Genomic DNA, 10,981 nt, shown 5'->3' with positions numbered 1-10,981 from the left:
CGGCGGAGGCATCGTCATCGGCGGCGGCAACAACTCCGTCCAAAACCCGTCGGCAACCCCGGCGAATCTCGTGATTGGAGAGACCTACCACTACCGGCTGAAGCTGACCGACGGCGTCGGTGTCAGTTATTACGGACCCGATGCCACCTTCACCACCGTCACACCCGTCGAGGCCTGGCGTCAGAACTACTTCGGCACGACCGCCAATGAGGGCCAGGCCGCCGATTTGGAGACACCGGCGCACGACCACATGCCCAACCTGTTGAAATACGCTTTGGGCCTCGATCCGCGCCAGCCAGCCGCCCCGCCCACGATGGCCGTCGTCGGAGACCCCGGCGACGAGCGTCTCAGCATCACCTTCAGCCGTTTGATCGCCGCCAAGGACGTCGCCTTCGAGGTCCAGGCCGCGAACAGCCTCGACGGCCCCTGGACGACCATCTCCGCCGCATCCCCAGGCGGCTCGTTCTTCGGCACTGCTCAGGTCACTCAAACCGGCATAGGCCTCGTGTTACCCGGTCCCCCCTACCCGACAGGCACCGACGTTTTCCAAGTCCGCGACACCGTCACCATCGGTTCCGTGCCCAGCCGATTCCTCCGGCTGCGGGTGACACGCTGAGGCCCATTTCCCGCCCCTTTCACACGGCTGACCGGGGTGAAAATCCCGGTTGCAATCCCGGGCGCGGCCTGCATTATCCCCGCCCCTCGCGAGTCCCCCCTCAATTCGCCGTTGGTCTCCGTGCCTGTCTCCCCTTGGGAAGCGCAGGATTCTCGCCCGGAGGTAACCCGGCCATATCACACATCCCATGTCAGTACGTCTTGCTCGATTCGAGATGCCGAACCGCCTCGTCAAAAATGAGGCCACGGCAACTGAAACCTTTGCACAGTTCGTCGCCGAGCCTTTCGACAAAGGTTACGGCCACACGATTGGCAACTCCCTCCGCCGCGTCCTGCTTTCCTCCCTGGAAGGCGCGGCCATCACCTCCGTGAAGATCCGCGGCGCGGAACACGAGTTCACCACGCTCCCTGGCGTGCTGGAAGACGTGGTCCAGATCGTCCTGAACCTCAAGAAGGTCCGCTTCAAGCACAACAGCGAGAACAAGGAAGCCCGCCTGCTCTCCATCTTCGTGGACAAGGAAGGCGCCGTCACCGCCGGTGACATCAAGGAAGACAACCACTACGAAGTCATCAACAAGGACCAGGTCATCTGCCATCTGGACCGCAAGACCAAGTTCGAGTGCGAGTTCGAAGTCCGCGTCGGCCGCGGGTTCTCCACCTGGGAGGAAAACAAGCGCCCTGACACCCCCATCGGCGTCATCCCGATCGATTCCATCTACTCCCCCGTCACCCGCGTGAAGTACGCGGTCGAAAACACCCGCGTCGGCCAGAACACCGACTATGACAAGCTGGTGCTCGACATCTGGACCGACGGCCGCATCACCCCGCAGGACGCCCTGCTGCAATCCGCCGCCATCCTGCGCCACCACCTCGACGTCTTCGTCAACTACGACGACAAGGCCATCGAGTTCGAGGCCGCGCCAGAGGCCCAGAGCGAGGAAAACAGCGAGCTGCGCAAGCTCCTGAACATGAGCGTCAACGAGATCGAGCTCTCCGTCCGTGCCGCCAACTGCCTCAACAACGCCAACATCACCACCGTCGGCCAGCTGGCCATGAAGACGGAAGGCGAGATGCTGCGCTACCGCAACTTCGGCAAGAAGTCCCTCACCGAGATCAAGGAAAAGCTCGCCGAGCTTGGCCTGTCCCTCGGCATGAAGTTCGACCCCGCGCTGCTTGAAGCCACCCCTGGCGGTGTCTCCCTGCTCGCCCGCAGCAGCATGATCAGCGACGACGATGAAGAAGCCGACGCCCTCGACTTCTCCAAGCTCGTGGACAGCCACCTGCCGGACGCCGACGACGAGGACGAGTAATCAATCAAAGGAAAGAGAAAGACCACTTAGGACATGAAACACGGAAGAAAAATCGTCAAACTTCAGCGCAAGCAGGACCACCGCGACGCGCTGCTCATGAATCTCACCTGCTCCCTCATCGAGCATCGGCGCATCCGCACCACGCTCGCCAAGGCCAAGGCCCTCCGCCCCTTCGCGGAGAAGCTCGTCACCCTCGGCAAGCGCGGCACCCTGCATGCCCGCCGCACCGCCCTCTCCACCCTCCGTCACAAGGACATGGTGAAGAAGCTGTTCGAAGAGATCGCAGTCGCCTCCAAGGACCGCGTCGGTGGCTACACCCGCATCACCAAGCTCGGGCAGCGTCGCACCGACTCCGCCCCGATGGCCTACATTGAGTGGGTGGACGCCTTCGTGCCCAAGGCCGCTGAAGCTCCAGCCGCCGAGGCCGCTGCCGAACCGGCCGCCGAAGAAGCAGCCGCTCCAAAGAAAAAGGCCCCTGCCAAGAAGAAAGCCGCTGCCAAAAAGGCCGCAGCTGCTGAATAAGCAGGCCTCCATCTGAGAACTCATCCCGCGCGGGAGTCGAAAGACTCCCGCGCTTTTTTGTGCTGGTCAGCCCATGCAAGCTCGCTTTGCGAGACATGGCCGGCCTGGATTCCGCCTCCCAGACAAAAGATCCTCTCGCGCATTGAAAGCGCTTCAATCGGTCGTCTGGCCCGCCGCACCTCAAACATTGCGACAGAGAAGAGCCATTCTCCTCCACAGCCGTGCTAACGCTGTAGCACCCCCTGCTTGCGGAACCACTCCCGCACGAGCCGGAACACCTCGTCCCGCATTGTCTGATCGATCGGATGCCCCTGGCCGTCGGCGATGAGCCGGTCGTTCGGCACCTGGTTGCCATCGAGCACCTGTTTGAGTGACGCTGACTGCTCTGGACGCACAGTCGTGTCGTTCGCGCCATGCAGCATCAGAAACGGGGTGCGGATTCTCTCCGCGGCCTTCGTCGAAGGCGCGGCATACCCTTCCTGGGACGAAATGCCGCTGCCCGTGATCGCTGCTGCTTTCAGCAATCCCGGTTCAGTTGCCGCGAGCCCGATAGTGACGAAACCACCCATGCTGTGGCCATAGGCCGCGATGCGGGTGCCATCGACCTCCGGCATGCTGCGCAGAATATCGAGGCAGGTCTTCGCACGGCGGAGATTCTCCGCGCTGGCACCGAACTGCGCGCGATCCCCCGCGATGCCTGCATGCGTGTAATTCGGCGCGATGCACACCATGCCCCACTGGACCATCTCACGAGCCTTCATGCCACCAAAACCCTGCGCATTGCCACCCATGCCGTGGCTGATGAGGACGGCTGGAAAAGGCCCCTTCCCTTCCGGCTTCATGAAAATGCCATCCATCGTGAAATCACCGTCGCGATAGGTCCAGCGTTCACCATCGAGCTGAAATCCCGTCATCGCCGCACTCGCTTTGTTTGGCGCGCTTGTTTGCGGCGGCGGCGTTTGAAACGCTTCGTGTTCATCCCGTGTCAGCATGCCATCGCCATTTTTGTCGAGGCGCTGGAACAGTGTTGCAGGTCCGCTGAACTCCTCCCGGCTCACCTTCCCGTCCTGATTCTTGTCATCACGACCGGTGATTGCCTGCCACGGAATCCCGGCACGACGCGCGGCACCCGGTTGTGGCATGCCTTTGCGCGGATCACGTGCCGTCATCGCGGGATCGGCCGTGCTCTCGGTGCTGAGCGCCTCGACCTTGTCCGAGGCCTTCTTGAGCCGTTCGTCAAAGAATGCCGCAACCATGGCGTCCATGTCTTGGCCTGCGAAGCCCGGTCCGCCGTGACCTGCGCCGTGAATCGTGTGAAAGCGGGCGCTGGCACCGGTCTTCTTGAGCGCTTCAAACAAGAGCTGGCTCTGATTGATCGGCACGGTGGGGTCTTTGTCGCCATGCACGATGAGAAACGGCGGGTCGTCCTTGCTCGCATAGGTGATCGGATTCACACGGGCAGCCTTGTCCTTGTTCTGCATCACCGTGCCGCCGAGCAGCTTCGCCTCGGGCGAGGAATCCGTCGCGTGGCTCTCATACCCCGGCGTGGTGACGAACACGGTGAGATCACTCGGCCCGTAAAAGTCGCACACGGACTGCACACGGCTCGATTGGTCGAGATTCGCGCCCACATCGAACTCCTTCACGTCACCGCTTGTGCCGATCAGTGCCACCAGATGCCCGCCGGCCGAACTGCCCCACACGCCGAAGCGTTTCGGGTCGAGGCCATAGTCTTTCGCATGCGCCCGCAGCCAGCGGATGGCCGCCTTGCAGTCCTCAATCTGAGCCGGGAACGTCGCATGGCCGCTGAGGCGGTAATTGATGCTCGCCACCGCGTAGCCGCGCTCGACGTAGCCACTGCGCAGCGGCGGACAGCCGTCCTTGCTGCCCGCCTGCCAGCCACCTCCGTGCACCCAGATGAGCAGCGGCAGAGGCTCCCCAGCCTTCTCCGGCAGATGGAGATCGAGTTTGTGTCTTTCGTGGCCGCCTTCGACGTAAACCAGATCGCGATGGCTCTTCACGCCGGCATTCTGAGCCAGGGCACTGACAGCAAGCACAAGGAAAACAAACGCAGACTTCATGCGGCATGAATGCGTGGCGTGAGGCAAAGTTGCGTGCCTTGCTCAAGGTTTCTTCACCAGCGCCCGCACCTCCGCCGCACCGATCGCCTGATGAAAGATGATCTGCGTGCCGAGTTGCTGCGTGGTGGACGTCTCGCCCTTTTTCCGCCTCACCGGCAGCGGTTCCTCGACCACGGTCTGGATCTCCGACACGTGACCGACGCAGTTGCCAAACTGGTCGATGATGGCCGAGCCGCTGGAACCCGGCGCCCAGTCCGTCGTGGTCTCCAGCCACACTGGCTTCGGCACTTCGACACCTTCGGGCAGCTTTTCCGCCTCCTTTTTCCGCATGAAGGGCCGGCGCACGAAACGGCTCACGATGCCCTCGCTGTAGTAACCGCGTTTGCCACCCGGATCACTGAAACACCACACGGAATCGCCAGGACTCACGTCGAAACCCATCGGCAGGGCCGTCAGCGGCTTTTCTGATTTCACGCGAATGATCGCGCTGTCGGTGCCGACATTGCAGGCCAGCACTTCTGTCACTGGAAGCAGCACATCATCTTCGTCAGCGGCCACGAGCCAGCCTTCCTTCATGTCCGGTGGCGGAGCGATCACATGGGCACAGGTGGCCACGGCTCCATCCGCCGTGACGGCATAGCCGCCGGCGAGATCGAGGTGCCAGCGCTCGCACTTTGAGCACAGGTAAAGCTGCCCCACACGGATGTGCGACTGCCGCGCCCGCTGCCAGCGTTCACGTGCGCTGAGTGGCTTGGTGTCGGCGGGTGGTAAAGCGATGTCACACTGGCTGCGCAGCGCCTGCTCGGTCGCCTTGGTCATCGATAGCAGCACGGATTCACCCTGAAGCTTCTTCGCCTGCTCCATCAGCGCCGCATTCGGCCGTGCGCCACGTCCTTCGGCATAAACCGGCACGCCGGGAGCCTGCGCCATGACAGCGCTGGCAGAGAACAGCGTGAGAAGGAAGACGCCGAGGTGCTTCATGCGGCTCAGCCGATTTTCGCGGACCCAAAATGGCCACGCAGGGCTTCCGGGATCAGGATTGATCCATCCGCCTGCTGATACGTTTCGACCAGCGCCACGAACAAACGCGCCAGGGCCGTGCCGGAGCCGTTCAGCGTGTGGGGGACGCGATTTTTGCCGTTCTCGTCCTTGAAGCGCAGATTCATGCGGCGGGCCTGATAGTCGCCGAAGTTCGAGCAGCTCGACACTTCGAGGTAGGTGCCCTGCCCCGGTGCCCAGACTTCGATGTCATAGGTTTTGGCCGATCCGAAACCGATGTCACCCGTGCAAAGCTCGATCACGCGATAATGCAGGCCGAGAAGCTGCAGCACCTTCTCCGCATGACCCGTGAGCGTCTCCAATTCAGCCATGCTCGTCTCAGGCGTGGTGATCTTCACGAGCTCGACCTTGTCGAACTGATGCATGCGGATCAAACCACGCGTGCCAAGGCCGGCACTGCCCGCCTCACGACGGAAGCAGGGCGTGTAGGCGGCGTAATTGATCGGCAGCTTTTCATGCGGCACGATTTCCTCGCGGTGCAGATTCGTCACCGGCACTTCCGCGGTCGGGATGAGATACAAATCGTCTTCAGGCGAGTGATACACCTGATCGCCAAATTTCGGCAGCTGTCCGGTGCCGACGAGGCAGTCCGGCTTCACCAGCAAGGGCGGGCTGATTTCCTGATAACCGTGCTGCGTGGTGTGCAGATCGAGCAGGAAATTGATCAACGCACGCTCCAGACGCGCCCCCGCACCGCGATAGACGACGAACGCGCTGCCCGTGATCTTCGCGCCGGCCTCAAAGTCGATCATTCCCAGTGCACCGGCCACATGCGTGTGATCCTTCGGTTGAAACGAGAATTCGGGCTTCGTCCCCCAGACGCGCACCTCGGGGTTTTCCTCGGCGCTGTGGCCCACCGGGCAGGCCTCGTGGGGCAGGTTCGGAATGCTCAGCAGCAGATCGCGCTGTTTGGCGTCGCTGGCATCGGCTTCGCGGCCGATTTCATCGATGCGGCTGCCGATTCCACGCACTTCGGCCTCGATGGCGCTGGTGTCCTGGCCGTTTTTCTTCGCGATGCCGATCTCCTTGCTGATGCGATTGCGGTCACTCTGAAGCCTCTGCCTCTCCGTCTCCGCCGAACGACGCTGCGTGTCGATCTCCAGCACCTGATCCACCAGGGACGCGTGATCACCGCCGCGATTGGCGAGGCGCTGTTTGACCGAGTCTGGGTTTTCACGAAGGAGGCGGATGTCGAGCATAGGGCGCGGAGGTTAGCGGCTGACACCGTTTTGTCGAGCGCGGGAAGGCTCCTTGCGTCAGGACGATGAGAGACTACCATCCGTGCATGACAACCACCCTGGAGCTCGACCTGCCCGACACGGCATTTTCAGCGTTGCGCGTCTCGCCGAAGGAATTTGTCCGGGAACTGAAGCTGGCGGCGACGGTGAAGTGGTTTGAGGCTGGCATGATCTCCCAGAGCAAAGCGGCGGAGATCGCAGGCACGAGCCGGGCGGAGTTCATCCAGGCGTTGTCCCGTCTTGGTGTGTCGCCGGTACAGGAAACACCCGAGGACCTCCGGTCCAGCCTCTCACGCCTTTGATTTCGATGAGGTGGGTCGTCAATGCCTCTCCGGTCATTTTGCTGGCCAAGATCAACCAGGCTGATCTCCTCCCTTTGGCCGCCCCATTGATCTCGGCGCTGAAATCCGCAGGGGCGCATATCAGCGATGTCTTGACTGCCACAGCCCTTCAACTTGCCGAAGAATGATCTACCTCGACGCCAACGCCACCACGCCTGTCGATCCGGCTGTGCTGGAGGCGATGCTGCCGTTCCTGCGCGACTACTTTGCCAATCCGTCCGCCGCCCATGCGGGTGGACGCACTGCCAGCCGCGCGGTGCAGCGAGCACGGGAGCAAACGGCCGCGCTGCTCCATGCGCAGCCGGACGAGATGATCTTCACGAGCGGCGGCACGGAATCGATCAATGCCGTGCATGCCTCCGTGCGCGCGCTGTGGCCTGAGAGGCCGTATCTGATCATCACCGGCACCGAACATCCCGCCGTGATGGAATCTGCGGAGCGTTGGCGCAAACAAGGCGGCAACGTGATCCAGGCGCCGGTCCACGGCGATGGCAGGGTCGATCTCGATGCCCTCCGGACTCTCGTTCGCAGTGGTTCGGTGGCCCTCGTTTCCATCATGTGGGCGAACAACGAAACCGGTGTCATCGCTCCGATGCGTGAGATCGTGGAGATCGCCCACGCGGCAGGGGCGCTGGTGCACACCGATGCCGTGCAGGCTGCGGGCAAGATCCCGCTGGATGTGGAGGCGATGCCGGTCGATTTCCTCAGCCTCAGCGGCCACAAGATGCACGCGCCGAAGGGCATCGGGGCCCTCTACGTGAGCCGACGCGTCCGCTTTGAGCCGCTGATCGTCGGCGGCGGCCAGGAAAAGGGACGCCGCAGCGGCACCGAAAACGTCCCGGGCATCGTGGCGCTCGGAATGGCCGCGGATCTGGCCCAGCAGCACTTCAACGACGGCACCAAGGCACGGATCCATGCCATGCGGGATCGTTTCGAGCACCTCGTACACGCCGCGTTTCCAGACATGCGCGTTCACGGCTGCCACACCCACCGCCTGCATCACACGAGTTCGTTCTGCCTGCCGGAAATCGACGCCGCCGGCATGCTCATCCTGCTGGACAAGGCCGGGGTCGCCTGCTCCGCCGGATCAGCCTGTCATTCCGGCTCGCTTCACTCCTCCAGCGTGCTGGGAGCCATGGGCATCAGCGCCCGTGATGCCGCCTGCACGCTGCGTGTTTCGTTTCATCGCTTCAACACCAAACCGGAGGCGGAGGAAGCGGCGCACAAGGTCATCGAATGCGCCCACAAACTGCGTGCCGAACGCGGTGACGACGGCATGGTCGTCACGCACTGACCGGTTTCCCGCTCAAAACACCTCGCCCCACCTCGCCATGGCCCACACCTTCATCTGTTCCGACCGCGTCCAGTTCTCCGACACGGACATGGCGGGCATCGTGCACTTCTCGAATTTCTTCCGCTACATGGAGCGCGTGGAGCATGCGTTCTTCCGCAGCCTGGAGTTCTCTGTCGTCGATCCGCCGCACCACGGCGACGAACGCGTCGGCTGGCCGCGGGTGCATGCCTCCTGCGATTACATGGCACCGCTGCACTTCGAGGAGGAGTTCACCAGCGAACTGCTCGTCGAGGAAGTGCGCAACAAGGTCATCCGCTACCTGATCCGCTTCTGGAAAACGAACGGCATCCTCGCCGCTGAAGGACGCATCACCGCCGCCTGCGTCCGTCGCGATCCCGCCACCGGCAAACTGAAGGCCATCGAGATCCCGCAGCGCTTCCGCGACAAGATCGAGGCGGCAAGCCATGAGGCGCTGAAACGGCCGGAGAAGAAATCCTTGTAGCACCCTGTGGCCTCACGGTTTCGTGTTCTAAAGCCACCGCAATCCCATGCTCCTTTTCATCCCCTATGAGATCGAAACCCTCACCCAGGAGCGTCCGTGGGCGAACTGGCTGCTCGTCGCCTTGTGCAGCCTCGTCTCACTCGCGGCGATGTGGGGCTACCTGCCCGAAGAGACCACCGGGATGCTGGTGCTGGATGGCTGGTCCTTTCCGTGCCTGATCGGCCACATTCTGCTGCACAGCGGCCTCGAACACCTGATCGGCAACATGATCTTCCTCTGGGTGTTCGGAAATGCGATCTGCACCAACACCAGCAACGGCCTCTATTTCGTGGCCTTCCTCATCTGCACCCTCCTCGCGGCGTCGGTTCATGTGCTGGCGGATGGCTCACGCGCCATCGGAGCCAGCGGCGCCATCAATGGCGTCGTCGGCATCGTGCTGGCGATGTACCCGCTCGACCGAGTGAACGTCTTCTGGGTGTTTCTCGTGCGCGGCGGGTCCTTCTCATGCCCCGCATGGGTCATCATCCTGTTCTGGTTCGCCTTCGATGTGTGGGGCGTCATCTCCGGTGGCGACCACATCGCCTATTGGGCGCACATCGGCGGCCTGCTGGGTGGCGTTGGCATCGGCCTGCTGGCCCTCCACTTCGGCTGGTTTCAACTGACCCAGATCGACCATCGCTCACTGCTGCAGATTCTCCGGAGAGATCCATAGACAGCAGCCCCGGCCGACAGGGCGATCTCATTCACCATGCCTTCAGCGACGATCCAGCAACAGATGCCCGTTTCCTCGGTCGAGGTGTTTGCTCTGCTGCACGACTATTCTCGCCGATTGGAATGGGACACCCTTCTGCGTGAGGCACGGCTCACCCGTGGTCACTCGGCCGCAGGACTGGGAGCCACCTCGCTTTGTGTCGGCAGGCCGTGGTTCGGCCTCATTGGCATTGAGACGCGATACCTCACCTTCCGCCCCGCCGAGATCGCCGCTGTGGAGATGATCAACCGTCCGCCCTTTTTCGCCCGTTTCGCCGCGTCCATCCGCCATCAAGACAACGCGGATGGCTCCACGATCATCTACAAACTCCAGTTCACCGCCCGGCCCCGCTGGCTGCGCTGGATTCTGCATCCCGTCATGCTCTGGCAGCTCCAAAAGGAAACGCGGCGGCGGCTCGGAGCGCTCGCGCGATTTCTCGATGGCGGGAGATCACAGCCCGGCGACAAAAACTGAACAAAGCCGTTGTCGCAGGCGTTCTCCCTCGGCATTTCATCATTGTCCCACCTCTCCTCGTGAACTCCCAACCCAAACCCAAAATCATGCAGACCTGGCTCATCTACGCGCTCCTCACCGTGTTCTCCTGGGGCGTTTACGGCGTCATCCTTCACGCCGCCCGCTCGAAAATGCCGATGGGGCCCGAGACGCCGAATGCCAGCCTGAAAGCCTTCCTGTTTGTCTGCATCGCCTACGCGCTGATCGGCATCGTGGCCGCCCTGGTGCTCAAGGCACGCGGCACAAACTGGAGCTTCACCGGCGACACCGGCAGCGGCATTCCGCTGAGCCTCATCGCTGGCATCGCGGGCGCTTTGGGTGCCCTCACACTCGTTCTGGCCCTGGGTGCGGCCGCCACGCCGATCATCAAAGGCGGTGGTGGGTTCGGCGTCGCGGCGGCGGCAGCTGTGATGCCCATCGTTTTCGCCGGTGCGCCGGTCATCAACACCATCACCGCCATGGTGGTGCATCCGCCCGAAGGCGGCTGGTCAAAACTGCCTCTGCCCTTCATCCTCGGCTGCGTCCTCGCTGCCAGTGGAGCCTTCCTCGTGGCGAAATTCGCCCCCTCGAACACCGGAAGCGCCACCAAACCAACGGCTGGCGCAAAGCCCCACTGAGCAACAGCTCGCCATCGCACCGCTCGTCAAAGCGTGTCGCGTGAACGCGTGACCTGTCATCCCGCCACCTTCGTCATTCGTCATTCGTCATTCGTCATTCGTCATTCGTCATTCGTCATTCGTCATTCGTCATTCGTC

The 10,981-nt window shown here is 62.6% G+C and carries 11 protein-coding genes and 1 pseudogene; 9 read left to right on the top strand and 3 right to left on the bottom strand.

Annotation, left to right across the window (positions count from 1 at the left end):
• The 3 genes and pseudogenes from IAE77_RS04360 to rplQ all read left to right on the top strand — a co-directional run.
• Positions 1-616 (top strand): annotated as a pseudogene (locus tag IAE77_RS04360) (hypothetical protein); the annotation flags it as partial.
• 187 nt (positions 617-803) lie between these two features.
• Positions 804-1,925 carry a DNA-directed RNA polymerase subunit alpha gene (locus IAE77_RS04355; protein ID WP_294222388.1) on the top strand — a complete coding sequence of 374 codons (1,122 nt, stop codon included), beginning with the start codon at positions 804-806 and terminating at the stop codon, positions 1,923-1,925.
• Positions 1,926-1,958: 33 nt separating this feature from the next.
• Entirely contained in the window at positions 1,959-2,447 is a 489-nt protein-coding gene (gene rplQ / locus IAE77_RS04350) for a 50S ribosomal protein L17 (protein ID WP_294222384.1), read from the top strand.
• Between the two features lie 224 nt (positions 2,448-2,671).
• Here rplQ and IAE77_RS04345 read toward each other — a convergent pair whose 3' ends face one another.
• The 3 genes from IAE77_RS04345 to serS are packed head-to-tail and all read right to left on the bottom strand — an operon-like array spanning position 2,672 to position 6,786.
• The gene (locus IAE77_RS04345; protein WP_294222381.1) at positions 2,672-4,528 is read right to left on the bottom strand and encodes a prolyl oligopeptidase family serine peptidase; all 1,857 of its coding nucleotides are present in this window, start codon (positions 4,526-4,528) and stop codon (positions 2,672-2,674) included.
• A gap of 42 nt (positions 4,529-4,570) precedes the next feature.
• The gene (locus IAE77_RS04340; protein WP_294222378.1) at positions 4,571-5,509 is read right to left on the bottom strand and encodes a serine protease; all 939 of its coding nucleotides are present in this window, start codon (positions 5,507-5,509) and stop codon (positions 4,571-4,573) included.
• A 5-nt stretch (positions 5,510-5,514) separates the two neighbouring features.
• Positions 5,515-6,786: a serine--tRNA ligase gene (gene serS, locus IAE77_RS04335; protein WP_294222376.1), complete on the bottom strand. Its 1,272-nt coding sequence runs from the start codon at positions 6,784-6,786 to the stop codon at positions 5,515-5,517.
• Between the two features lie 86 nt (positions 6,787-6,872).
• Here serS and IAE77_RS04330 point away from each other — a divergent pair, with 86 nt between their 5' ends.
• From IAE77_RS04330 to IAE77_RS04305, 6 genes are all read left to right on the top strand, one after another.
• Positions 6,873-7,127 (top strand): UPF0175 family protein, encoded by a 255-nt coding sequence (locus IAE77_RS04330; protein ID WP_294222373.1) that lies wholly within the window; start codon positions 6,873-6,875, stop codon positions 7,125-7,127.
• A 163-nt stretch (positions 7,128-7,290) separates the two neighbouring features.
• Complete coding sequence (locus IAE77_RS04325; protein ID WP_294222370.1) at positions 7,291-8,460, top strand: cysteine desulfurase family protein; 1,170 nt, start codon at positions 7,291-7,293, stop codon at positions 8,458-8,460.
• A gap of 37 nt (positions 8,461-8,497) precedes the next feature.
• Positions 8,498-8,962, top strand: a complete 465-nt coding sequence (locus tag IAE77_RS04320) for a thioesterase family protein (protein WP_294222368.1) — start codon at positions 8,498-8,500, stop codon at positions 8,960-8,962.
• A 46-nt stretch (positions 8,963-9,008) separates the two neighbouring features.
• Entirely contained in the window at positions 9,009-9,674 is a 666-nt protein-coding gene (locus IAE77_RS04315; RefSeq protein ID WP_294222365.1) for a rhomboid family intramembrane serine protease, read from the top strand.
• A 36-nt stretch (positions 9,675-9,710) separates the two neighbouring features.
• Positions 9,711-10,187: an SRPBCC family protein gene (locus tag IAE77_RS04310; protein WP_294222360.1), complete on the top strand. Its 477-nt coding sequence runs from the start codon at positions 9,711-9,713 to the stop codon at positions 10,185-10,187.
• 86 nt (positions 10,188-10,273) lie between these two features.
• Complete coding sequence (locus IAE77_RS04305) at positions 10,274-10,843, top strand: hypothetical protein (protein ID WP_294222357.1); 570 nt, start codon at positions 10,274-10,276, stop codon at positions 10,841-10,843.
• Positions 10,844-10,981: the final 138 nt, after the last annotated feature.

Source organism: Prosthecobacter sp. (genome assembly GCF_014879935.1).
Classification (GTDB): domain Bacteria; phylum Verrucomicrobiota; class Verrucomicrobiia; order Verrucomicrobiales; family Verrucomicrobiaceae; genus Prosthecobacter.
This window is presented reverse-complemented; position numbering and strand designations above follow the sequence as displayed.

Bases quoted from the DNA above. Each gene is read 5' to 3' on its own strand.
- rplQ (WP_294222384.1), top strand. From the start codon at position 1,959: ATGAAACACGGAAGAAAAATCGTCAAACTTCAGCGCAAGCAGGACCAC.
- IAE77_RS04330 (WP_294222373.1), top strand. From the start codon at position 6,873: ATGACAACCACCCTGGAGCTCGACCTGCCCGACACGGCATTTTCAGCG.
- IAE77_RS04310 (WP_294222360.1), top strand. From the start codon at position 9,711: ATGCCTTCAGCGACGATCCAGCAACAGATGCCCGTTTCCTCGGTCGAG.
- IAE77_RS04345 (WP_294222381.1), bottom strand. From the start codon at position 4,528: ATGAAGTCTGCGTTTGTTTTCCTTGTGCTTGCTGTCAGTGCCCTGGCT.
- IAE77_RS04315 (WP_294222365.1), top strand. From the start codon at position 9,009: ATGCTCCTTTTCATCCCCTATGAGATCGAAACCCTCACCCAGGAGCGT.
- IAE77_RS04305 (WP_294222357.1), top strand. From the start codon at position 10,274: ATGCAGACCTGGCTCATCTACGCGCTCCTCACCGTGTTCTCCTGGGGC.
- IAE77_RS04340 (WP_294222378.1), bottom strand. From the start codon at position 5,509: ATGAAGCACCTCGGCGTCTTCCTTCTCACGCTGTTCTCTGCCAGCGCT.
- serS (WP_294222376.1), bottom strand. From the start codon at position 6,786: ATGCTCGACATCCGCCTCCTTCGTGAAAACCCAGACTCGGTCAAACAG.
- IAE77_RS04355 (WP_294222388.1), top strand. From the start codon at position 804: ATGTCAGTACGTCTTGCTCGATTCGAGATGCCGAACCGCCTCGTCAAA.
- IAE77_RS04320 (WP_294222368.1), top strand. From the start codon at position 8,498: ATGGCCCACACCTTCATCTGTTCCGACCGCGTCCAGTTCTCCGACACG.
- IAE77_RS04325 (WP_294222370.1), top strand. From the start codon at position 7,291: ATGATCTACCTCGACGCCAACGCCACCACGCCTGTCGATCCGGCTGTG.